Genomic DNA, 23,910 nt, shown 5'->3' with positions numbered 1-23,910 from the left:
AGTTCGCGATGGCCATGAGCGCCGCCGAAATCGAGCAGATGATCCAGGAGGCATTTCCTGATGCCTCGATTGAGATCGATGATCTGCGCGGCGACGGCGATCATTATGCGGCCAAGATCGTATCTGGCGCTTTTGTCGGTAAGACGCGCGTCCAGCAACACCAATTGGTTTACAAGGCGCTGAAGGGAAAGATGGGCAACGAGTTACACGCGCTCGCCCTTCAGACCGCGGCGCCGGCTGACGGCTGACCGCCCGGCCACCACCTTTATCGGAGAAGAGATCATGCCTCTCGATGACATGACCCGGCAACGGATCACCAGCGAAGTCACCAACAATCCCGTCGTGCTCTTCATGAAGGGATCGCCCGTCTTCCCGATGTGCGGCTTTTCAGCCGCCTCGGTCCAGATGCTGAGCCACCTGGGTGTGCGCTTTAAGGGCATCAACGTGCTCGAAGACCCGGCGGTGCGCGAAGGCATCAAGGAGTACAGCGACTGGCCGACCATCCCGCAGCTTTATGTGAAGGGCGAGTTCGTCGGCGGCAGCGACATCATGCGCGAGATGTTCGAGTCCGGTGAGCTGATGGAGCTGATGAACAGCCGCGGCATCGAAGTCGACCCCGCTGCCTAGTTCGATGGAAGCCATCGATGCCGGCGTGATCCACGGCTATCACGCCCACGTCAACTTCGATCCCGACAAGCGCGACGTCGCGATCGCGATGCGCGAGGAAATGGGAAAACGTTTCGACGTGGTTCTCGGCCGTGTGTGGGATCAGCCCGTCGGACCGCATCTGAAGCCGATGTTCCAGGTCGCCTTCGAGCCCGGCGAGTTCGACAAGGTCGTGCCGTGGCTGATGGTGAATCACAACGGCCTTTCCATTTTCATCCATCCGGAAACCGGCAACGAGCTTGAAGACCACCGCGACAATGCGCTGTGGATCAACGAGAACCTGGGCCTCAATCTCGACGCGCTGAACTAGGTTCAGACCAATGTTCGGCGCGCCATAGCGCCCTTTCCGGCCGCCGCCCGCTCATGGCGCAACTTGCCGTCGCTTCTCTCGGCGCGGCACTGCCCTTACCATCGCACTCTCCGGTCGCCCTTTAGGCGTCCGCTGATCAGTTGGTGGGTATGCCATGAGTGACATTTCGCAAGGACTGCAACCGCCCTTGTCCGCGCCACCAAGCGTGGACCGACAGGCCATGCCCTTTGGCTCTCTCGCGTTTCTAGGCGCGGCAGCCTCCCTTGTCTTTTGTTACGGTCAGGTCCTCATCTCGTTGCTGGCGCCGCTTTTCGGGATGGCCGCCTTCGAGTTGAACATCCACCTGCAGGCCGTCTTCATGTGGGGGTTCGCCCTGGTCACCGTCATGGGGTTGTTCAACGACCAGAAGCTGCACAAGAGCAAGGTTCCGCTGGTTGTCAGCGCCGTTGCCGTCGTAACCATTATCTTCACGCTCTACGTCTATTACGACATACGCATCCTGATCCTGGGCTATGTGCTTCTGGTGATCGCGGCGCTGCTCAACCAGAACATGCGGTTGGTCAGCCTGAACCGCGAGGTCAAGGCGCAGGCCGACCGTCTGAGCGATCTCAATCAAACACTGGAGAAGCGGGTCGAGGACCAGGTCGAAGAGATTGAACGCATCGCCCAGCTGAAACGTTTCCTGTCATCGGAGGTTGCCGATCTGATTACCGCCGAAGGCAAGGAGTCGCTGCTCGACAGCCACCGCCGTCAGATTGCCTGCTTGTTCTGCGATCTCCGCAACTTCACCGCCTTCTCCGAATCCGTCGAACCGGAAGACGTCATGGACGTGCTGCAGGCGGTCCACACGACTATGGGTGACCTGGCCGCCAGGCACGGCGGCAGCATCGGCCATCTGTCGGGCGACGGGTTGATGGTCATCTTCAACGACCCGCTGCCGTGCGATGAACCGGTCGCGCGGGCGATTCGATTGGCGCTCGACATGCGCCGAGCGTTCACCGACATCCAGGCGCGGTGGCGCGACCTGGGTCATGAGCTAGGCCTTGGCATCGGTATCGCCTATGGCTACGCCACGCTCGGCCTGATCGGATCGGAGGGGCGTCACGACTACACCGCCATCGGCAATGTGGTGAACATCGCCGCGCGGCTTTGCGACCAGGCGGACGACGGCGACATCCTCATCGACAAGCGCGCGCATGTCGAGGTCGAGACCGCTACACAAACAGAGGCGGCGGGCCTGCTGAGCCTGAAAGGTGTGGGGAAAAAAGTCGAAGCTTACAAGGTGATGGGCGCCGCAGAGACGGCGTGACGCAACCAGTCAGCCGCCAGGATGTGCGGCGTCTAGGTTCCAATCGCCCTTGCGCGGGACGGCGCCAGCATGGGCTGCGTCGGGCCGATAGGGCGCCGGTGCGCCGCGGCACGAGATACGCCATAGAAGGCGCGTGTTACGCGGATCGGCACTGGCGTGCGCGATAGGCACGGCCGAGTGCATGGTGGCGAACGTGTCCCAGATCGCGAGATCGCCGACCTCGTAGGTGTGGTCATAGCGGAAGTCGGGTTTCAGCACATGCTGCTTGAGTTCCCGCAAGAGCGCCTGACTGTCGTCATCCGCCATGCCTTCGATACCTTCCGGCGTTCCTGCGACCGCGTAGAGCGAACGCCGGCCGGTAGCCGGATGCCTTAAGACCAGCGGATGATAGACTGGGACGACATGGTTGCGCTGCTTCTCTGTCAGCGAGCCCCGCGCGTCGTACTCACCGTCGCGGCCGCTGGCGGCGCCATAGGAATGACGCACGACAAGTCCCTCCAACCGCGCTTTCATATGCTCATCCAGCGCGTCATAGGCGGCGATCGTGTCTGTCAGCATGGTCTGGCCGCCCTCTTCCGGCGCTTCCACGCAATAGAGCATGGTGGCCGATGCCGGCTCGTCCTCGTAAGCTTGGTCGGTATGCCAGAACGACGCCGCCAGGCGCAGCGGATCGCTCTTCTGGCGATCTCCAACATTGCCGACAACAGCGACCTCGGGACAGGCTTCCATGCGGATCGCCTTGACGACATGAATGATCGGCTCGCCTATCTGGCGGCCGAAGGTGACGTAGTTCTCGATGGCCAGGCTCTGGCGTTTGATCACCAGCATCCGGTGTTCGTGGAGCGCGTCGACAAGCGTGTCGATGACGTCGGGAGCGTCCGGCGTCCGGTTCAGATCAAGTCCGTGCACGGCGGCCCCGAACGGTGCGTCCAGCGATCTGATATCCAGCCCTGCGCCCATGTCACGGCGCCTTCGGCAATTGGTCCATGATGTAAGCCTACGGGTTTCCGGCCTCGGCGTCAGCATCCGGCCGAATGTTCTCTCGCGTGATGTTGAGCCCGCAGATATAGCCCCAGGTCAGGCACGGACCGATCGTCGTGCCGCTGCCGACAGCGCGCGTGCCGAACGGATTAGCCATCGCATTGCCGGCGCAATAGAGGCCGCCGATGACGGTGCCGTCCGGGCGCACGACCTGGCCTGCAGCGTTGGTGCGCGCGCCGCCCTTGGTGCCCAGGATCGACCGGTTGAACCGGCATGCGACGAACGGCGGGGTCTCAATCGCACCCAACGCCGGATTGCCGGGACCGCCATCGTGACCGGCCATGTAGCGCTCCCACACACTCTCACCGCGCCGGAAGTCGGGATCGCGGCCTTCCGCGACGAAGCCGTTGAAGCGCTCGACAGTCTTGGCAAGCGCATCCGGCGGTACGCCAATCTTCGACGATAGCTCAGTCAGCGTACGCGCGCGGACCAGGAACCCCTGCTCCAGCCGCGCCTTAAGACGGAACAGCATGGAATGGTTCAGGAAGCGGCGATCACCGACCAGCCAGGCCGGCAGGTGAAGCGGCTCGCCTGTCTCGGGATCGCGGCGATCCAGCGCCTCGCCGATGTTGTAGTCGTACTCGCTGACAAACCGCTCACCGTTGCGATCAATGGCGATGCAGTGGGGCGAGGCATGGAACATGGCGGGCATACCATGGACAGCGCCTTCGTAGCGCGTCGGCAGTGTCGCATAGACGTTGGCCTGATCCATACGCTCCATCGATGCCCCTGCCTCGGCCGCCAGTTTCTGGCCGTCGCCGGTGTTGGTGTTGGGGCTGCCCAGCCGGTCGACCGGACCGGCGAAGTGGCGCGCCAGCATGGCGCTGTCCCATTCGAATCCGCCGGTCGCCAGCACAACGCCCTGGCGAACGCGGACGGTCGTTGACTTGTCTGGCGATCCGAAGCGCAAGCCTTCGACACGCCCTGTGGTGGAATCTTGCAGAAGTGCCTCGACACGGGCGTTGGTAACGATCCGACAGCCCTGCGCCTGGCAGGCGCCGAGCAGCCCGGCGACCAGGGCCTGACCGCACGCGATCTGTCCGATAGCCATTCGGTAGAGCCAACGCGGCCCGACCACCACGGCGGCATACACGGGCTGTTCATAGACCCGGTACTTCTTGATCTCGCTATAGGTCAGGCTTTGCGGCACCGTTGAGCGGCGAATAAGGCGCGCATAGGGACCGGCAACACGTCGGTTGAGCAGGCTTGGGGTCAACTGGCGCCCACCCGGTTTGCCGCCCTCGCATTCGGCCATCGGATCGGGCTCGTCGACGGGTTGGAAACGCAATTCAGAATGCGCTTCCAAAAAGTCGATCATCGCCGGCGCATGGTCGACAAAGCTCTGCCACAGCGGTTCATCCGTCGCTGACCAGCCTTCAGGCGATGCCGCGCGCAGGTAGCGCATCGCGTCGTCCGGGCTGTCCTCGATGCCCGCTTCGCGCGCCAGATGGTTGCAGGGGATCCACGTGCCGCCGCCGGACATGGCGCTGGTGCCGCCCAGAAGGTCACTCTTCTCGAGAATGACGACGTCCGCACCGCGCGCTGCTGCTGAAAGCGCCGCTGACAGTCCGGCCGCACCGGAACCTACGACGGCGACGTCGACCTCCATAACTGCGTCTGCCATGCCCCCGCGTGTTCCTCAATCGCACGATAAGTACCGGTCGCAACCTTGGGCGCCTGCCGACTTGAAAATCAAGCAATCTGTCTCACGGGCATGTGATTCTCTGGCCGCCGTCTTATAGTTGTTCCGTCACAATGTTCCGCTAATGTTCCTGATCTTAGTTAAACTGGAGAAGAACGTCATGGTTGACCCCGTCCCACAGGGCGCACGCACCGTCACCCCGCACCTCGTGATCGAAGGCGCCGCCGATGCGATCGCGTTCTATGAGAAGGCCTTTGGGGCCACGGAGCATTTCCGCCTGCCGTCGCCTGACGGCAAGGTCATGCACGCGGTGCTGACAATCGGCGATTCGATGGTTTTTGTCGCCGATGCTATGCCCGATATGGGCTCCGAAGGGCCCAAGGCTCATGGCGGAACCTCGGTCGCGCTGCACCTTTACGTTGACGACGCGGACGCCTGGGCAGAGCGTGCGGAAAAGGCCGGTGCCACGGTGACCATGCCGGTCGAGGACATGTTCTGGGGCGACCGATACGGCCGTCTGGAGGATCCGTTCGGTCACGTTTGGGCGGTGGCAACGCACGTCAAGGATCTGACGCCCGAAGAGATTGGAGAAGCGGCCAAGGCGGCCTTCGGCGGCGGATCGTAAGGAAGCCTTCTCATGCACGATGACCGTGGCGATCCGCCACGGTCGTTGTCCCGTCAATTTGACTTCAAGAACAGCCAAACAAAGATCGCATATCCCCAATTGACGGGGCGGTTTAACCCTCTACAAGGGCGTTCTCACCGCAACACATTCTGACAGGGGAACGCCATGGCCGACCGGCCGCTTGACCTTGAGTTCGTCCGCTCTTTTTTTCCCGCGCTGAACGACAGCTGGGCGTTCATGGAGAACGCCGGCGGCAGCTTGGTGCCGCGCACCGTGATCGACAGGGTGCACAGCTATATGACCGAGTGCCAGGTGCAGCCGGCTGCCGCCTACCGCGTCTCGCAGGATGCGACCGAGCGCATGGATGCCGGCCACAAGGCGGTTTGCGGATTGATCAACGCCGAACTGGACGAGGTGGTCATCGGTCCGTCAACGACCCGCAATGTCATCACCCTGGCCGCCGCGATCCGTGGCTGGTTCAAGCCGGGTGACGAATTGATCGTCACCAATCTGGATCACGAGGCCAATAACGGGCACTGGCGCCGGCTGGAAGAGTTCGGCATCACCGTGCGCGAGTGGCAGGTCGACCCGAAGACAGCCGAGCTTGAGATCGACAGCCTGAAGGAGATGCTGAGCGAGAAAACTCGGCTGGTGTGCTTCTCGCACTGTTCCAACATCGCCGGCGGCGTCAATCCGGTGCGCGAAATTGCCGACCTCGTCCACAGTTTCGGCGGCATGGTTTGCGTCGACGGTGTCGCCTATGCCGCCCACGGCGCTATCGACGTCAAGGCGCTGGACGTCGATTTCTACCTCTTGAGCCTCTACAAACTCTACGGTCCGCATCTGGGCGTCATGTATGGCAAGCGTGAGCATTTTCTGAAAGCGAAAGGCCAGTACTTCTATTTTCACGGTGAAGACGACATCCCGATGAAGCTCAATCCGGGCGCGCCGAACCACGAGCTGACCGCGGGCTCTGTCGGGATCGCCGACTACTTCGAGGCCCTGGCCGCCCATCATATCAACGAACCAGCAAATGACTTCCACGGCCGTGTACGCCAGGTCTATGGGCTGTTCGCAAAGCAGGAGGAGGCACTGTCCAACCGCTTCCTCGATTATGCGCTGGCGCATCCCAAGCTGAATGTCATCGGCCGCGCGACAGCCGATCATACGCGACGTGCGCCGACCTTCTCGTTCATCATTGAAGGCATGTCATCCCAGGAGGCCGCCAGGCAGCTGGATGCGCAGGGCATCGCGTGCGGCGCCGGCGACTTCTATGCGCCACGCGTCCTGAACGCGGTCGGTGTCGACCCGGCCGACGGTGTCATCCGCTGTTCCGTGGTCCACTACAACACCGTCGACGAGGTTGACCGGCTGGTGAAGGCGCTCGACGCGATCATACCATGACGGCAAACGATCCCGCCCGGCTGGAATTGACGCCAGACGAAATGCGCGCACTGGGCTACCGTGCTGTCGACATGGTGGTCGAGCACTGGACCAGTTTGGCGCAGAAGCCGGCCGCCGTGCATGTCGAACTGGAAGACCTGCGCCCGACACTGCGCGAGCCGCTGCCGGAAACCGCTGGCGACTGGCGGGACGCCCTGGACTTCGCGCGCGACAACGTGTTCGAGACCATGGGTCAGATCGCCCATCCGAGGTTCCTGGCCTTCGTGCCCGGTCCGTCCAACTTCGTCGGCGCCATGGCCGACATCATGACCTCCGGCTACAACACCGCCGCCAGCTTGTGGCGCGAGACGCCGGGGCCGGCCGAGCTGGAGTTGACCACGCTGGAGTGGCTGAAGGCGCTATGCGGGTTCGACGACGCCTGCGAAGGCATCTTCACCAGCGGCGGCTCGGTCGCCAACCTGACGGGGCTCGCCGCCGCACGCGAGGCCAAGCTGGGCGAAGACACAGACGATGCCGTCGCCTATTGCGCCAGCCAGACCCACAGCTCGGTCGCGCGCGGTTTTCGTATCCTCGGTTTTCGTCGCGACCAGTTGCGGCCGATCGCGATCGATGACCGGTTCCGCATCGACATGGCCGCGCTGAAGGCCGCGATCGACAACGACATAGCGGCAGGCCGCCGGCCGTTCTGCATCGTCGGCAACGCTGGCACGACGAACACCGGCGCCATCGATCCGCTGGAAACCATGGCCGATCTGGCGGCACAGCACGATCTGTGGCTGCATGTCGACGGCGCCTATGGCGGCGCGGCGAGTCTGGTGCCCCAGGGCCGTGCCCTGCTTGCCGGCATGGAGCGCGCCGATAGCGTCGTCATCGATCCGCACAAATGGCTGTTCCAACCCTATGAGGCCGGTGTCGTGTTCGTCCGCCACCCCGGACTCCTGGATCGCACGTTTGCAAGCAGCCCCGAATACCTGCAGGACGTCGCGGCCGGTGAGCAAGAGGTCAACTTCTCCGAACGCAGCATTCAGCTTTCGCGCGGGTTGCGCGCCTTCAAGCTGTGGTTGTCGCTCAAGGTATTCGGTGCCGAGGCGTTCCGCGCCGCCGTCCAACGCGGCATCGAGATCGCCGAGCGGGCCGAGGCCATGCTGAAAGAAAGCGGGCGCTTCGAGATCGTCACGCCGGCGACGATCGGTGTCGTCACCTTCCGCTTCCTGCGCGACGGTCTGGACGACCCCGTGCTCGACCGCGTGCACCGCCGGATCGTCGATGCCCTGCTGGAGGACGGATACGCCTTCGTGACCTCGACCGAGCTGGGCGGGCGCACCTGTCTGCGCTTCTGCACCATCAACCCGCGCACCACCGATGAGGACCTTGCGGGAACGATCGAGCGAATCATCCGATTTGGCGATGACGTGAACGTCTAGATTTGGACGGATCGTGGCAAAACGGAACGAAATCAACAGAAACCAGACACAAACTGGGCGATTTCGGGCCCCTGCGAAGTGATTGGTGCAACAGCCCATCACCGTGCTAACGTCCTCACATCTACAGCGTAGAACTCTGGGAGATTCTTCATGCACATTGATGACGTTATTGCGCGGGTGCGCGACCGCGCTATCAGCAGGCGCGACCTCAACAAGGCGATGGCCGCCGCCGGTATCCTGACCGTCGCCGCGCCGATTACCGGCGCTAAAGCCGATGCGGAAGGTGAGGTTATCTACTTTACATGGGCCGGGTATGACCTACCGGAGATGTGGCCGAACTACGTAGAAAAGTACGGCGCCGAGCCTGAAACACCGTTGTTCGGCGACAACGCCGAGACCTTCGCCAAGATGCGCTCCGGTTTCCAGGTCGACGTCACGCATCCATGCGCGGGCAGCACGATCGTTCGCTGGCGTGATGCCGGCCTGCTGCAGCCGATCGACACGTCCCGTCTGTCGAACTGGCCCGACATGGTGCCGGCGCTGACCAACCTCAACGGCAGCATCGTCGACGGCGATAACTACTTCGCGCCATGCGAATGGGGTCAGACGTCGATCACCTATCGCACCGACCTGGTCGAGGTCGAGGAAGACAGCTGGGGCATCCTCTGGGATGAGCGCTATGCCGGCAAGCTGACGATGCTGGATGCCGCCGAGGATGCCTGGTGGTGCGCGGCGATCTATGCCGGCATCGACACCGACAACGTGACCGATGAAGGTCGGGCCAAGGTTCTGGAGCTGCTCCGCGAACAGCGTCCCCTGCTCCGGACCTATTCAAGCGACATGACCAGCGTCCAGCAGATGCTGGCGTCGGGCGAGGTTGTGGCCGCCATGACATGGAATGGCACGCCTTGGGAACTGACGGCGCAGGAAGTGCCGGTGAAGTTCGCCGACGTGAAGGAGGGCGCTTTGACGTGGGTCTGCGGCCTGGTGCTGGCCGAAGGCGCGCCCCACTACGACAAGGCGCACGACCTGATCGACGCCATGCTGGATCCAAGCGCCGGCGAGTTCCTTACCGGCGAGTACGGCTATGGCCACTCCAACGTGAAGACGTACGACCTCTTCAGTGATGAAGACCTGGCGGCGCGCGGCCTGTCGCGCGATGTCATGGATATGCTGAACCGTGGCGTCTTTGTGCTGATTGTCGATCCCGAACAGAACGAAGCGATCGAACGCGATTGGGCGGAAGTCACCGCCGGCTTCTAATCGTTCGCGCTTAAAGCGCGTTACGTGAGGAGACCCCGTCGAGGCCATCGGCGGGGTCTTCTTTTTTACTCAGGCGCTGGGTTTCGCGGCGGCAAAGTCCATCGCGCCATAGAAGCGCTCGGAGTAGTGGATGTCCTCGAAAGCTTCCAGCTCCCTCCAGAAACCGTCGCGCGCCGGGCTTTTCATGTAAGCGTCGAGCGCGGCACGGCCGGCGACGCCATAGATCAGCAGATAACCTTTCCAGCCCGAACAATCGGTCTGATCAAGTTCGACCTTGCGCGCCCAAAGGAAACCCGGCTCGGCGCAGACCTCTGCCATGTGTTTGGCCTCGAGCCAGTCCAAATAGGGTTGTCCGAGCTCCGGATCGACCCACGAGCGAACCATGTAAAGCAGCCCGGCACCTTGAAGTTCCGTCTCGTCTGCCATCGTTTTCCCCTCCCCAAACGAAAAGGGCCGCGGTCCCATCGGGAGCCGCGGCCCTGGTTCGAAATCTCTTGAGCGATCAACCGCTCGAATAAAACTCGACCACCAGGTTCGGCTCCATCTGCACGGGGTACGGTACCTCGACAAAGGTCGGGACCCGCACATAGGTGCCATTCATCTTGTCGAAGTCGACCGCCATGTACTCCGGCACCTCGCGCTCGCTCGACGCGACGGCTTCCAGAACCAGCGGAAGTTCCTGGGACTTCTGCTTGACCTCGATGACGTCGCCTGGCGACACCCGGTAGCTGGGAATGGTCACCCGCTTGCCGTTGACGTGGATGTGGCCGTGGTTGACGAACTGGCGCGCGGCGAACACGGTCGGCACGAACTTCATGCGGTAGATGACAATATCCAGGCGGCGCTCAAGCAGACCGATCAGGTTCTCGATCGTGTCGCCGCGGCGGCTATACGCCTCCTCGAAGGTGCGGCGGAATTGGCGCTCGGTGATGTTGCCGTAATAGCCCTTCAGCTTCTGCTTGGCGGCCAGCTGCACGCCATAGTCGGTCGGCTTGCGGCGGCGTCCCTGGCCATGCTGGCCGGGACCGTAGTCGCGCTTGTTGGTCGGGCTCTTGGGCCGGCCCCAGAGATTGACGCCATGGCGGCGGCAGATCTTGTATTTCGATGACAGACGTTTCGTCATGGACGCCTTGGTTCTAAGCCATAAAAACGGATTGCGCCCCGTCCTGCGGAGCGCTGGCGGGTTGTAGTCCCCTGGCCCGCCAATGTCAAACAGCTTTCCGGGCAGATTTTGCAGCCATTTAGGGGCTCGATTCGGGGCCAATCAGGCGGTCAAGCGCCTCCAACAGGACCTGGCGGACCCGCTCGGTCGCGGCGGGGTCGTAGACGTCCTCCTGTCCGCGATAGCCGTCTGGGCATACCTCGCAGTCGAAACCGGCCGCCGCCCCAGAAACCGGGACGAGGCGGACGGGCGCTTCGCCATCCACCGCCTGCGATTCGGCATAGGACTGGCATGCCACGGCGGCAGGATACTGGTCGGGCAGGACGATCAGGGCCTCCTCGCGCAGATAGCCCGCTCCTTCGCATGTCGGATAGAAGGCGGCGACGAACTGGACGCCACCGGTGCCAGGCAAGAGTGTGGAAGCGGCCACCAGATCCAGCGCGATGTCACCTCCGCTGCCCCAACCAAGAACCGCCATCCGCTTGGCATCGACATAGTCCTCACCGGCAAGCTTCTCCAGGGCTCCCTGAGCATCACCCTGCAGCACGGCGGGGTCCATCGGATCGTCACAGCGTTCGCCGCCACCACGCGTGAAATGGTGATCGATGACGAAGCTGACATAACCGGCCTCGGCGAGTTCACGTGCCCACCGCCGTTCGTGGGGGCCAACACCGTCACAGTCGGGCAGAAGCACCACGGCAGGATAGCGGCCACCGCCGTCTGGCACGCGCAACAGGCCGGTCACTGTCTGCGGCTGGCCGCCATCCGGCGGCACCGATTTGAATTGCATCCAGGAAGCCGCACAGGAGCCGAGGGCCAGGAGAACGACAAAAGGCACGATCAAACGCCGCATCATGTCCCTTCCCCGTCGTCACGAGGCAGCGGGCGACGGCCATTGACCAGGCAGCTCACAATGCCGCGCAAAGTCCGGACCTCCTGCTCGAAGAGGCCAGCGCGCAGGAACATGTTGCGGATGTTGCGCACCATGATCGGCCTGTGTTGCTGGTTGCGCAGAAAACCGCAGGTGTCGAGCTCGCCGATCAGGTGTTCGAAGAAGCCTTCGAGTTCCTCCGCGTTCGCCGGATGCGTCTTGCCCTCGCGCAACGTCTCGCCCGGTGTCTCGTCGGCGGCTTGAAACCACTCGTAGCCGATCAAAAGAACCGCCTGGGCCAGGTTGAGCGAATTCATCTCAGGATTGGCCGGTACATTCAAAACAGCGTGGGCCAGCGCCACCTCGTCGTTTTCGAGGCCAGTGCGTTCGGGCCCGAACAGGATGCCACTGGCTTCCTCGTGACGCGCGCCCATGTGCATCAGACCGGCGGCATGGCGCGGTGTGTGGCTAGGCTTCAGCATGTAGCGCTGGCGCGCCGTGGTCGCCCAGAGGTGCGCCAGGTCGGCCACCGCCTCAGCCGCCGTGTCGAACAGCCGCGCCTCGGCCAGGATAGAGCTGGCACCGGCTGCCATGGTCTCGGCGGCCGGGTTGGGCCAGCCGTCGCGCGGCGCGACGATCCGCATATCGGTCAGACCGAAGTTCATCATGGCGCGGGCCGCCGCACCGATGTTCTCACCCATCTGCGGGCGGACCAGGACGATGGCGGGCGGCGATGACGGCATCGGGGCTCAGGCGGGCGCGTTGTCGCGCATCAGTTTGTAACGGATGCTGTCGGTCAGCGCCTGGAACGACGCGTCGATAATGTTGGTCGACAGACCGACCGTCGACCAACGCGTGCCCGCATCATCGGCGCTTTCGATCATGACGCGGGTGACAGCGGCGGTGCCAGCTTGGGGACTCAGGATCCTCACCTTGTAATCGACCAGCCGGCAGTCGTGCAGGTACTCCGAGTACTTGCCGAGATCCTTCCTTAGCGCGACATTGAGCGCGTCGACCGGACCGTTGCCCTCGGCGACCGACAACAGGCGCTGGTCATCGATGACGATTTTGACCGTTGCTTCCGACAAGGTGACGAGTTTGCCGAGCGCGTTAAACCGCCGCTCCACCAGAACGCGGAAGCTGTCGACCTCGAAATAGTCGGGCACACTCTCAAGGGTACGCCGGGCCAGCAACTCGAAGCTCGCCTCCGCGCCGTCATAGGTGTAGCCCTCGAACTCCTTCGCCTTCACTTCTTCGATCAGGCGCGGCAGCTTCTTGTGGTCGGGGTCGACATCCATGCCGGCCTCTGCCAGGCGCGCCAGCACATTGGCGCGGCCGGACTGGTCGGAAACGACGATGTGACGCTCGTTGCCGACAAGCTCGGGGTCGACATGCTCATAGGTGCGCGGATCCTTCAGAACCGCCGAAACGTGCAGCCCGCCCTTGTGCGCAAACGCCGAAGCGCCGACATAGGGGGCGTGGCGATCGGGCGCGCGGTTCAGCAGTTCGTCCAGCAAGCGCGATGTGCGGGTGACGTGCGCAAGCTGGGCATCGCTGACGCCGAGTTCATAGTCCGACTTCAGCGCCAGTGTCGGCAGCACGGAGATCAAGTCTGCGTTGCCGCATCGCTCGCCCAAGCCGTTCAACGTGCCCTGCACCTGACGTGCGCCGGCCTCGACGGCGGCCAAGGAGTTGGCCACCGCATTGCCGGTGTCGTCGTGGGCGTGAATGCCGATCTTGTCGTGCGGCAGCTTGGACACGACCTCCGCGACAATGCGCCCGACCTCACCCGGCAGGGTGCCGCCATTGGTATCGCACAACACGACCCAGCGGGCGCCGGCATCGAGTGCTGCTTCCAGACACGATAGGGCGAAGCCGGGGTCGGCCTTGTAGCCGTCGAAGAAATGCTCCGCATCGAACATCGCCTCGCGGCCATCGGCGACCGCATGGGCCATCGAGTCGGCGATCATGGCGACGTTCTCATCCTTGGTGATCTCCAGTGCGACATCGACATGGAAGTCCCAGGACTTGCCGACCAGACAGATCGCCGGCGTCTTCGCTTGCATTACCGCCTGGACGCCGGGATCGTTCTCGACGCTGCGGCCAGGCCGCCGGGTCATGCCGAACGCGGTCAGCGTCGCGGACTTGAGCTGGGGCGGTGCCGAGAAGAAGGCATCGTCGGTCGGGTTGGCGCCCGGCCAACCGCCCTCGACATAGTCAATGCCCAGCTCGTCCAGGGCGGCGGCGATCTGCACCTTTTCCGAGACCGAGAAATCGACACCGCGTGTCTGCGCCCCGTCGCGCAGTGTCGTGTCGAACAGGTAGACCCGCTCGCCGCTCATCGCACCCGCCGCCACGTCGTGCCGTCGGGACCGTCTTCAAGCTCGATCCCTTCGGCCTGAAGCTCGTCGCGGATCCGGTCGGCTTCGGCAAAGTCCTTTGCCTTGCGGGCCGCCACGCGCGCCTCAAGGCGCGCTTCGATCGACGCGACGGCGTCCTCGTCGGCATCACCGGTAAACCAGTCGGCGGCAGTCTCGCGCAACAGGCCCAGCATGTTGCCGCCGGCCCTGAGCGCCATCGCCGCGTCGTTGTCGCCCTTGAAGACGCGGTCGGCGAGCTCGTGCAGATGACTTACCGCCAGCGGCGTGTTGAGGTCATCGGCCAGCGCGTCACGGACCTGCTCGGGCACCTCACCTGTCCCGGGTTCGCCGGCATGGCGCATGGCGTTATAGAACCGGTTGAGCGCCAGGCGCGCCTGGTTCAAGCCATCCATCGTGAAGTCGAGAGGCTGACGGTAATGCGTGCCCAGCAAGGCAAAGCGTAGGACTTCGCCCGGCCAGTCTTCAAGCAGCTCACGAACGGTGAAGAAGTTGCCGAGCGACTTCGACATCTTTTCCCCGTTCACGACCAGATAGCCGTTGTGCATCCAGTAGCGCGCGAACCCGGCGTGCTCGACACCGCACATGGTCTGCGCGATCTCGTTATCGTGGTGCGGAAAGATCAGGTCGCGTCCGCCGCCATGGATATCGAAGGTCGGTCCCAGGTGGGCCAAGCTCATTGCCGAGCACTCGATATGCCAGCCCGGGCGTCCACGACCCCAGGGGCTGTCCCAGCCAGGCAGATCGTCGCTCGACGGTTTCCACAAGACAAAGTCGGCGGCGTCGCGTTTGTAGGGCGCGACCTCGACCCGCGCGCCCGCGACAATCTCGTCCCGGCTGTTGCCCGAGAGTTTTCCGTAGTCGGGCCAGGACGGCACATCGAACAGGACATGCCCATCAGCCGCGTAAGCGTGGCCCTTAGCGATCAGATCTTCGATGATGGCAATCATGCCGGCGATATGCTGCGTGGCCCGCGGCTCGACGCTGGGCTCCAGGCAGTTGAGCGCGACTGTGTCTTTGTGCAGCTGCTCGATGGTGCGCTTGGTCAGCGCCTCGATCGGCTCGCCGTTCTCCTTGGCCGCCGCGTTGATCTTGTCTTCGACGTCCGTGATGTTGCGGACATAGGTGACGTGATCGGGGCCGTAGACATGACGCAACAGGCGGAAAAAGACGTCGAACACGACGAGCGGCCGGGCGTTGCCCAGATGAATGAGGTCATAGACCGTCGGCCCGCAGACATAGAAACGCACGTTTCCGGCATCGAGCGGCTCGAAGACCTGTTTTTCGCGGGCGAGCGTGTTGTGGATTTTGAGCTGTGTCTTGACGGTCATGGGGTCGGTTCCCGGTCAGAAATGGCAAAGCGTCGGGCCGCACGCCGGGCGCGGGCCGTTAAGGACTGTCAGGCGATAATTCGCCCGACTGCTTTGCAACATCGCTGGGACATCCGTTCCATAACGCGGGCTATATAGACGCGATCGCGCCCGGAGGCAAACGCGGCCGTCATCACGCCTTGTCGCCCTCAAGGCGGACAAGCGCCCGTTCGCGCCCGATGATCGGCAGCAAGTCCTTGAGCTCGGGCCCATGATCCAGGCCCGTAAGAGCCAGGCGCAGGGGCATGAAGAGCGCCTTGCCCTTGCGCCCCGACACCTCCTTGACCGCCGTTGTCCATGCCTTCCAGGTCTCCTGGTCCCAGGGCTCTTTGGGAAGCAGACCGGCCGCTGCCGCGATGAAGTCTTTGTCGTCACCGGCGATGACCGGCTCCGTCGGTTGGTGGCAGACCGCCCACCACGTCGCGGCATCGGCCAGAGTCTCGAGGTTGCCGCGCACGGCCAGCCAGAATGTCTCGTCGACATCACTCAGGCCGAGCGCGTCAAGATGCTGGGTCACGTCGGTGAGCGATGCGCCGTGCAGCCACTTGGCGTTCAGCGCCCGCAGTTCGTCGGGATCATAGCGCGGCGGATTGCGCGAGATCTTCGAGAAGGCAAAGCCGTCGATCAGCATCTGGAGCGTGTGCAACGGCTCGATCGGATCGGATGTGCCGAGACGGCCCAGAAAACTCAGAACCGCAAGCGGCTCAAGACCCTCGTCCCGCAGTTCCGCAATCGACGCGCCGCCTTTGCGTTTGCTCAAACCCTCGCCCGACGCCTCGGTCAGCAGGGGGTGGTGACCAAACTGGATGGGCGCGCCGCCGAGTGCTGCGATCAGGTCGATCTGGACGGCGGTGTTGGCGACGTGATCCTCGCCGCGCACAACATGGGTCACGCCCATCTCGATATCGTCGACGGCCGAGGCCAGCGTATAGGTCGGCACGCCGTTCTCGCGCATCAGCACGGGATCGCTGACGTGACCCGGTTCGAAACTGACGGGGCCGCGGATCAAATCCTCGAACGCAATGGGTTTGTCTTCGAGCAGGAACCGCCAGTGCGGCTGCCGGCCATCTGCTTCCAGCCGCGCCTTTTCGTCGTCACTCAGCTTGAGCGCGCTACGGTCATAGACCGGCGGCAGGCCCCGCGCCCGCAAGAGCTTGCGCTGGGTTTCCAGCTCTTCCGGCGTTTCGTAGCAGGCATAGAGCCGGCCCATATCGGCAAGTTTGGCGCGCGCGGCTTCGTAGCGCGCCATGCGTTCGGACTGTCTGGCCTCGCTGTCGGAGGTCAGGCCAAGCCATGCCATGTCGTCGCGGATGCCGTCGGCGTATGCATCCGTCGACCGCTCGGCATCGGTGTCGTCCAGCCGCAGGATGAACGTGCCGCCGGCCTGGCGCGCGATCACCCAATTCATCAGTGCCGTACGGATGTTGCCGACATGAAGCCGGCCGGTCGGACTGGGCGCGAAGCGCGTGACGGCGCTCATGAACGGAAGCGGTTGGTGATCGGATAGCGCCGCTCGCGACCGAAGGCGCGTGTCGTAATCTTGACGCCCGGCGGCGCCTGACGGCGTTTGTATTCGGCGCGCAGCAGCATGTTCCAGATGCGTTTGACGAGCGCCCGGTCGTGGCCGCGCGCCTGGACCTGCTCGAACGTCTCCTCGCCTTCGATCAGGCCGGTCAGGATGTCGTCCAGCACGTCATAGGGTGGAAGGCTGTCCTGGTCGGTCTGGTCGGGTTTCAGCTCCGCCGTCGGTGCCTTGGTGATGATGTTCTCGGGAACAACCCGACCCGCCGGACCCAGCGCGCCCGCCGGCAGGTGCTGATTGCGCCATGCGGAGAGCTCATAGACCGCCGTTTTGTAGACGTCCTTCAGAACGGAGTAGCCGCCGCACATGTCGCCGTAGAGTGTCGCGTAGCCGACCGACATCTCTGACTTGTTACCGGTCGACAGCACCATCGAACCGAACTTGTTGGAAAGCGCCATCAGCGTGATGCCGCGCGCGCGCGCCTGGATGTTCTCCTCGGCCTCGTTAGGTTCGGTGCCGGCGAAGAGATCCTTCAGCATGGTGTCATACGCGTCGACCGCCGGCGCGATCGAAATGCTGTCCAGGCGCACGCCCAGCATGTCCGCACAGGCCGCCGCATCGTCGAGCGACTCCTGACTGGTGAAGCGCGACGGCATCATCACGCAATGGACCTTGTCGGGCCCCAGCGCGTCCGTGGCGACCGCGGCCGACAAGGCGGAGTCGATGCCGCCGGAAAGCCCGATCAAGACGCCCGGGAAACCGTTCTTGCCGACATAGTCCGCAAGACCTGTCACCATCGCGCGGTAGATGTTCTCGCTCCGACCTGCCTCGGCGACGATCGTGCCGGGTTCACAAACCCAGCCACCGCCGTCGCGCCGCCAGGAGGTGACAACGACTGCTTCCTCCCAGGAAGGCAGTTGGGCGGAGAGTGAGCGATCGGCCTCGATGACGAATGATGCGCCGTCAAACACGAGCTCGTCCTGACCACCCACCTGGTTGACATAGATCAGCGGCAGGCCGGACTCCGTGACCCTCGCCACCGCGTGCGACAACCGTTCGTCCGTCTTGGTCGCGTCAAACGGCGAACCGTTGGGCACGATCAAGATCTCCGCGCCGTTCTCCGCATGACATTCGGTGACCTCGCCGGTCCACATGTCCTCGCACACCATGACACCCAGCCGGATATCACGGAACGGGATCGGGCCCGGCAGCGGGCCACCGCTGAACACGCGCTTCTCGTCGAACACGCCGTAGTTCGGCAGATCGTACTTCAAGCGCACGTGTTTGATCTCGCCCTCGTCCAGCAGATAGGCGGCGTTGTAGAGCGCGCCGTCGTTCCGATAGCTGGCGCCCAGAACAACCGCCGGTCCGCCGTCGCTCGTCGCCTCGGCGATGCGCGCGACGGCATCCTCGACCTGCTCCTGAAAGGCCGGGCGCAGCACCAGGTCATCGGGCGGATAACCGTTGATCACCAATTCCGACGTGACCAGAAGGTCCGCGCCCTCGGCAGCCGCCTGCGCACGCGCCGCCAGGACCCTGTCCGCGTTGGCCTCGACGGCACCCACGGTCGGGTTCAGTTGGGCCAGCGCGATCTTCAGATTGTCGGTCATGACAAGACGGTCCCGATTGGAAGAGCGTGCACAGAGCAGATCCTTTCTTGATGGAATCGCTTCGCGACAACGTCAAGGCAGGTGAATCTGCTCTGCTTATCGATATAGAGCGGATTCACATGGTTAGCTGGAACCGCCAATCGGTTCCAGCTAACCATGACCCGCTCTAGGGTGAGCCTTACGTGGTGTCAATTGCGGACCCCGTAAACCCCAACCTTCATGCCTCTGCTGGTGTGGTTTCCTCGCGCCTGTCCATCAGATAGCGGTGGACGTAGGAGATGACGACGGAGCCTTCGCCGACGGCGGACGCGACCCGTTTGACCGATCCCGAACGCACGTCGCCGACCGCGAACACACCGGGCAGGCTGGTTTCGAACGGTGTCGTCGCGCCGGCTTCCGTGCCGGTCAGCACAAACCCATGACTGTCCAGCATCACCGCGTCGCCGAGCCAACGCGCGTTGGGCGTAGCGCCAATCATGACGAAGACGGCACGCGTTACGACTTCGCGCTCGTTCGCGTTCTCGCGGTTCCGCAGGGTCGCACGCTCCAGATGCTGGTCGCCATGCAGGGCAACAATCTCGGTCTGATAGTGGATCGTGATGCGCGGGTCGTTTTCCAGACGCGACAGCAGATAGTGCGACATGCTCGCCGCCAGACTGGCGCCGCGCACCAGCACGTGCACGTGGTGGGCATGGCGCGACAGGAACATCGCCGCCTGGCCGGCCGAGTTGCCGCCGCCAACGACAATGGCATCGGTCTTGCGGCAGAACTGGGCTTCGAAGTCGGTCGCGGCATAAAAAATGCCCTTGCCCTCATACGATTCCAGGTTGTCGACATTCAGCTTGCGGTACCGCGCGCCGGACGCGACGACAACGCTGGCGCCGAAGATCTTCAGGCCATCCGCAAGTTCGATGCAGTATCCGTCATCGCAGGGGTAGAAACTCGTCGCGTGACTGGGCACCGACAACTGTGCGCCAAACTTCACCGCCTGGACCTCACCGCGATAGGCGAGTTCGATACCCGACAAGCCGGTGGGGAAACCCAGGTAGTTTTCGATGCGCGACGACGAACCGGCCTGGCCGCCGATTGCCGTGTCCTCGATCGCCAGCGTTTCCAGCCCTTCGGAGGCGCCATAGACCGACGCCGCCAATCCGGCCGGGCCGGCGCCCACGACAATCAACTCCGCCTTGCGCCCGTCCCGGATAGCCCGGTCGAGACCGAGGGCCTTGGCGACCTCAAGGGTTGTCGGCTCGTTCAGCACGGTCTTGCCGTGGACGATGGCAACAGTCTTCTCTCCCTCAAGGTCAAAACGGTCCGCCAGTGTATGGGCGGCCTCTGACCCGTACGCCGCCCAGCCGCATGGAATCTGATTACGGCTCGCGAACTCACGCAGACGGCCGGCCACGGGGTCGTCCTCATGGCCAACAAGCACCATGCCACTCGTCTCAAGTTGCATGGCAAGCTGCCGCCGGGCCGCAAAGGCGGTGACAACGAGGTCGCTGATTTCAGGCACATTCGACAGCACGCCGAGGATCTGCTGTCGCGGTACGATCAGAACGTTGCAATCCTCGTAGACCCGGCACGACAACGGCTGCAGTTCGCCTGTAAAGAAGTTGAACTCGCCCATGAACTGGCCGGGTGTCGCTCGAAACACGAGCTCTTCCTCCGGCCCCGCATCGGCCAGAATGTCGAGCTTGCCTTCCAGCAGAACGTAGAAATCTCCCGTCACGTCGCCTGTGCGCCACAGGTACTCACCGGCCGCCAAGTTCTCGGTGCGGCCTAGCGGCATCAGGTAGTCGATCTGGTCCTGATTGAACGGGCGGTCCGCCTGACGGCGAATGTCGTCAAACTCCATTAACTCACCTGCTGAATTGTCGTTGTAGTCCGCTGCACCGGGCAGACGGCGTCATGATGAAACGGACTGAGGAGTAAAGCGTCAATTGCGCAACAGGAACTCGCGGCCGACCTTGACACGCGGTTCATCGTCATAGGCGACGATATCGGCGGTGGCATAGGTCTCGGTCCAGACCTCGGGCAGGTAGCTGCCCGTGCCGATGACGTCGATCGGCGCGTTGGCGACGGCCATCGTCTTGCATTTGGCGGCGCCGAAACCGGAGCTGGCGACAATCTTCACCTTGTCAAAACCGGCCTTGTCGAGTTGCTCGCGCATATGCCAGATGCCCGCGGCCGAGACGCCGGTCCCGATCAGGTAGCGCAGCTCGACCTCGGAACGGTAGCCGCGAATCGCTTCGGGTGCATTGCGCTCCAGCACCGCATAGCTGGTCTGGGGATCGAGCCCTTCGACAAAACGTCCGCCGCCGGTGTCCAGACGAACCGACATCTCGCCGGCGGCCGCAAGATCGGCATAGCGCCGGCAGACCGCCAGCGCATCGGTGACCTCCTGGCCGAAGAAGTCGACCAGAACGGTCATCGGTGCGTCCGGGTTGGCGTCGCGGAACATCTCGGCCGCGCGCACCGTATCGCCGGCGTATCCGATCAGAGCATGCGGCATGGTGCCGAGACCCTTGTCGTTGCCGAAGAAATGGGCGGTCGCATCGGTCGCGTTGCCAATGAAACCGACGGCGCCCGCCTTGCGCTTGGCGCGCGCTGAACCGACCGACGCTGCATAGGCCATCATCTCGGCCATCTCCGTGCCCGCACAGTGACGCGCGTCCATGGCAAGGAAACCCGACTTCGGGAGATCGACGCACATGGTGTAGGCGTTGTAAGCGGCGACACAGGCCGGCCCCAGCTTCTGCAGGAACAGGGTTTCCAGATCGACCAGCGAGGCGAGCGGTCCGGCGATGTACATGATGGGCTCGCCTGCGCCCACCCAGCGGCCTTCGTCGTGGGTCAACTCGATGTCGAACGTCACACCGCGCACCGCGGCGATACCGTGCAACCAGTCGACCGCCAAACGCGGCGCGCAGACGACCGGTCGGCGCATGAAGACCGCGTAAGTGACGCGCGTGTCGCCAAATGTCTCGACCGTCTTCTTGGTGCGTTTGAAGTAGACGTCGGTCCAACGGCCGACATCTTCTTCGCGCGGCCACAAGGAGCCGCCTTTAGGCTTCAGGTCCGGGTTGTCTTCCGCCATCGACGCTTCCCCCAAGGAGCGTTGGCGCGACCGGCCTTACTGCGCGGCGGCAAGCCGCGCGGCTTCGTCGCGCTCGGCCTTCAACTGCTCAGCGATCAGGAACGCCAGTTCCAACGCCTGACTGGCGTTGAGCCTGGGATCGCAATGGGTGTGGTAGCGGTCCTGCAGATCGGCATCGGTGATCTCCTGGGCCCCGCCCAAACATTCGGTCACATCCTTGCCGGTCATCTCGAAGTGCACACCACCGGCATGGGTTCCCTCAGCACGGTGGACCGCGAAGAAACCGCGCACCTCGGCGAGGATACGGTCGAACGGCCGCGTCTTGTAACCGCTTGGCGCCTTGATCGTGTTGCCGTGCATGGGATCGCACGACCACACGACGTGGCGGCCCTCGCGCTCGACCGCGCGGATCAAAGGCGGCATACCCTCTTCCACCTTGTCGGCGCCCATGCGCACGATCAGCGTCAGACGACCGGCCTCGTTCTCCGGATTTAGGATGTCGATCAACCGCAGCAGTTCGTCGGGGTCGAGCGACGGGCCGCACTTCATGGCAATCGGGTTGTTGATGCCGCGCATGAACTCGACGTGGGCGTGGTCGGGCTGACGGGTGCGGTCGCCGATCCACACCATGTGGGCGGAGGTGTCATACCAATCGCCCGTTGTCGAATCGACGCGAGTCATGGCCTCTTCATAGGGCAGCAGCAACGCTTCGTGCGACGTATAGAGTTCGGTCTCGCGCAGTTGCGGAACGTTCTCCGACGTCAGGCCGCAGGCTTCCATGAAACTCACCGCTTCCTGGATGCGCTGCGCCAGGGCTTCGTAGCGATGACCCTGGGCGCTATCGGCGACAAAGTCGTTGTTCCAGCCCTGCACACGATGCAGGTCGGCGAAACCGCCCTGGGCGAACGCGCGCAGCAAGTTGAGGGTCGACGCCGCCTGGTGATAGGCCGAGCGCATGCGTTCGGGATCAGGCACCCGCGAGGCTTCATCAAACTCAATGCCATTGATGATATCACCGCGATAGCTGGGCAATTCGACATCACCCTGCGCCTCGGTGTTGGAGGACCGCGGCTTGGCGAACTGGCCGGCCATGCGCGAGACCTTCACGACTGGGCACGACGCACCGAAGGTCAGAACCACCGCCATCTGCAACAGCACCTTGAAGGTGTCGCGAATGGCATCGGGGTGGAACTCCGAGAAACTCTCCGCGCAGTCACCACCCTGGAGTAAGAACGCCTTGCCCTCGGCGACCTGCGCCAGGACGCGCTTCAGATTGCGCGCTTCGCCGGCAAACACCAGGGGCGGATAGACGCCAAGCTGGCGCTCGACATCGGCCAGCGCGTCGGGATCCGGGTACTCCGGAACCTGGAGGATGGGTTTTTCCCGCCAGCTCGACGGGCTCCAGGCAGTTGTCATGGGTGTCTCTCTTTTTTGATGTTTTGGTCGTGTTCTTCCGGAACTGGGCGATATACGCCCCGATTCGCCAAGGTTCCAGGGAAACCTTGGGTTAAGTCGCCGGGATTCAAGCGCAAATTCGCGCTTGAATCCATGTCGGCGCTCACATTTGGGCCCACTTACGCCTTGGCCATGTCGAACAGGAGAATGTCGGTCGTGTCGATGGCCTCAATCTCCAGTTCGGGCTCGTCACGCACCGCCAGCCCATCGCCAGTCTCCAGGTAGAGACCGTTGACCTCCGCCGCGCCCTCCGCGATGTGCAGCCAGGCAAGGCGATCATTCGCCAAGGCGTGCTTGGCCGCGGCTCCAGGCGACAGCAGACCACCCCACAGCCAAGCGTCCTGGTGCACGGTGACCGAGCCATCGCGCCCGTCAGGCGAGGCCAGCAGAGCGAACCGGTCGCGCCTTGTCTCGGGCGAGATTGGCTTCTGTTCGTATCCGGGCGCCAAACCGTGCTGGTCCGGCTCGATCCAGATCTGCAGGAAATGCACGGGATCGGACGCGGAATCATTGAACTCGCTATGGGTGATGCCGGTGCCGGCGGTCATGCGCTGTATCTCGCCCGGGCGGATGACCGAGCCGTTGCCCAGGCTGTCTTTGTGCGCCAGCGCACCGTCCAGCACATACGTCACGATCTCCATATCGCGATGGCCGTGGGTCTCGAACCCGGCGTCGGGGATCACCCGGTCGTCGTTGATGACGCGCAGCGGGCCGAAACCCATGTGGCGGGGGTCGTGATAGCTGCCAAACGAAAACGTATG

22 protein-coding genes are annotated in these 23,910 nt (G+C 63.4%); 8 read left to right on the top strand and 14 right to left on the bottom strand.

The genetic code is table 11. From position 1 onward, the window contains the following. The first annotated feature begins 8 nt into the window (after positions 1-8). The 4 genes from AAF563_21255 (at position 9) to AAF563_21240 (ending at position 2,285) form a co-directional block, all read left to right on the top strand. Entirely contained in the window at positions 9-248 is a 240-nt protein-coding gene (locus AAF563_21255) for a BolA family transcriptional regulator (protein MEM7123818.1), read from the top strand. 34 nt (positions 249-282) lie between these two features. After that, positions 283-627, top strand: coding sequence for a Grx4 family monothiol glutaredoxin (gene grxD / locus AAF563_21250; protein MEM7123817.1), 345 nt, complete (start codon positions 283-285; stop codon positions 625-627). Positions 628-631: 4 nt separating this feature from the next. Further along, positions 632-976 carry a DOPA 4,5-dioxygenase family protein gene (locus tag AAF563_21245; protein ID MEM7123816.1) on the top strand — a complete coding sequence of 115 codons (345 nt, stop codon included), beginning with the start codon at positions 632-634 and terminating at the stop codon, positions 974-976. A 220-nt stretch (positions 977-1,196) separates the two neighbouring features. Then, positions 1,197-2,285 (top strand): adenylate/guanylate cyclase domain-containing protein, encoded by a 1,089-nt coding sequence (locus AAF563_21240; GenBank protein ID MEM7123815.1) that lies wholly within the window; start codon positions 1,197-1,199, stop codon positions 2,283-2,285. A gap of 9 nt (positions 2,286-2,294) precedes the next feature. On the opposite strand, the gene AAF563_21235 is transcribed toward AAF563_21240, so the two are convergent. Both AAF563_21235 and AAF563_21230 read right to left on the bottom strand, forming a co-directional pair. Beyond that, positions 2,295-3,245 (bottom strand): TauD/TfdA family dioxygenase, encoded by a 951-nt coding sequence (locus tag AAF563_21235; GenBank protein ID MEM7123814.1) that lies wholly within the window; start codon positions 3,243-3,245, stop codon positions 2,295-2,297. A 37-nt stretch (positions 3,246-3,282) separates the two neighbouring features. Continuing rightward, positions 3,283-4,950, bottom strand: coding sequence for an FAD-dependent oxidoreductase (locus AAF563_21230; GenBank protein ID MEM7123813.1), 1,668 nt, complete (start codon positions 4,948-4,950; stop codon positions 3,283-3,285). A gap of 178 nt (positions 4,951-5,128) precedes the next feature. On the opposite strand from AAF563_21230, the gene AAF563_21225 reads away from it, so the two are divergent. From AAF563_21225 to AAF563_21210, 4 genes are all read left to right on the top strand, one after another. Then, the gene (locus tag AAF563_21225) at positions 5,129-5,593 is read left to right on the top strand and encodes a VOC family protein (GenBank protein MEM7123812.1); all 465 of its coding nucleotides are present in this window, start codon (positions 5,129-5,131) and stop codon (positions 5,591-5,593) included. 165 nt (positions 5,594-5,758) lie between these two features. Further along, positions 5,759-6,997 (top strand): aminotransferase class V-fold PLP-dependent enzyme, encoded by a 1,239-nt coding sequence (locus AAF563_21220; GenBank protein MEM7123811.1) that lies wholly within the window; start codon positions 5,759-5,761, stop codon positions 6,995-6,997. Then, complete coding sequence (locus AAF563_21215; GenBank protein MEM7123810.1) at positions 6,994-8,421, top strand: aminotransferase class I/II-fold pyridoxal phosphate-dependent enzyme; 1,428 nt, start codon at positions 6,994-6,996, stop codon at positions 8,419-8,421. The genes AAF563_21220 and AAF563_21215 overlap by 4 nt, the downstream gene beginning before the upstream one ends. A gap of 150 nt (positions 8,422-8,571) precedes the next feature. Beyond that, positions 8,572-9,684 carry an extracellular solute-binding protein gene (locus tag AAF563_21210; GenBank protein ID MEM7123809.1) on the top strand — a complete coding sequence of 371 codons (1,113 nt, stop codon included), beginning with the start codon at positions 8,572-8,574 and terminating at the stop codon, positions 9,682-9,684. 69 nt (positions 9,685-9,753) lie between these two features. On the opposite strand, the gene AAF563_21205 is transcribed toward AAF563_21210, so the two are convergent. The 12 genes from AAF563_21205 to AAF563_21150 all read right to left on the bottom strand — a co-directional run. Beyond that, positions 9,754-10,110 (bottom strand): DUF4286 family protein, encoded by a 357-nt coding sequence (locus AAF563_21205; GenBank protein MEM7123808.1) that lies wholly within the window; start codon positions 10,108-10,110, stop codon positions 9,754-9,756. 76 nt (positions 10,111-10,186) lie between these two features. Beyond that, positions 10,187-10,807, bottom strand: coding sequence for a 30S ribosomal protein S4 (gene rpsD, locus AAF563_21200; protein MEM7123807.1), 621 nt, complete (start codon positions 10,805-10,807; stop codon positions 10,187-10,189). Positions 10,808-10,925: 118 nt separating this feature from the next. Further along, complete coding sequence (locus AAF563_21195; GenBank protein MEM7123806.1) at positions 10,926-11,702, bottom strand: dienelactone hydrolase family protein; 777 nt, start codon at positions 11,700-11,702, stop codon at positions 10,926-10,928. Then, positions 11,699-12,460: an RNA methyltransferase gene (locus AAF563_21190; GenBank protein MEM7123805.1), complete on the bottom strand. Its 762-nt coding sequence runs from the start codon at positions 12,458-12,460 to the stop codon at positions 11,699-11,701. Before AAF563_21190 ends, AAF563_21195 begins: the two co-directional genes overlap by 4 nt. Positions 12,461-12,466: 6 nt before the next feature. Beyond that, positions 12,467-14,059, bottom strand: a complete 1,593-nt coding sequence (cimA, locus tag AAF563_21185) for a citramalate synthase (GenBank protein MEM7123804.1) — start codon at positions 14,057-14,059, stop codon at positions 12,467-12,469. Beyond that, positions 14,056-15,426, bottom strand: coding sequence for a cysteine--tRNA ligase (cysS, locus tag AAF563_21180; protein MEM7123803.1), 1,371 nt, complete (start codon positions 15,424-15,426; stop codon positions 14,056-14,058). The genes cimA and cysS overlap by 4 nt, the downstream gene beginning before the upstream one ends. Positions 15,427-15,598: 172 nt before the next feature. Further along, on the bottom strand, positions 15,599-16,945 hold the full coding sequence (gene gltX / locus AAF563_21175; GenBank protein MEM7123802.1) for a glutamate--tRNA ligase: 1,347 nt from the start codon (positions 16,943-16,945) through the stop codon (positions 15,599-15,601). Next, entirely contained in the window at positions 16,942-18,597 is a 1,656-nt protein-coding gene (locus AAF563_21170; protein MEM7123801.1) for an NAD+ synthase, read from the bottom strand. The genes gltX and AAF563_21170 overlap by 4 nt, the downstream gene beginning before the upstream one ends. Before the next feature lie 217 nt (positions 18,598-18,814). Next, the gene (locus AAF563_21165) at positions 18,815-20,452 is read right to left on the bottom strand and encodes an FAD-dependent oxidoreductase (protein MEM7123800.1); all 1,638 of its coding nucleotides are present in this window, start codon (positions 20,450-20,452) and stop codon (positions 18,815-18,817) included. 81 nt (positions 20,453-20,533) lie between these two features. Further along, positions 20,534-21,694 (bottom strand): nicotinate phosphoribosyltransferase, encoded by a 1,161-nt coding sequence (locus AAF563_21160; GenBank protein MEM7123799.1) that lies wholly within the window; start codon positions 21,692-21,694, stop codon positions 20,534-20,536. Between the two features lie 36 nt (positions 21,695-21,730). Beyond that, on the bottom strand, positions 21,731-23,110 hold the full coding sequence (locus tag AAF563_21155; protein MEM7123798.1) for a 3-deoxy-7-phosphoheptulonate synthase class II: 1,380 nt from the start codon (positions 23,108-23,110) through the stop codon (positions 21,731-21,733). A gap of 158 nt (positions 23,111-23,268) precedes the next feature. Beyond that, positions 23,269-23,910 (bottom strand): pirin family protein (locus AAF563_21150; GenBank protein ID MEM7123797.1); only part of this gene is annotated, 642 nt, incomplete at its 5' end.

The organism is Pseudomonadota bacterium, assembly GCA_039028155.1.
Lineage (GTDB): Bacteria > Pseudomonadota > Alphaproteobacteria > SP197 > SP197 > JANQGO01.
This window is presented reverse-complemented; position numbering and strand designations above follow the sequence as displayed.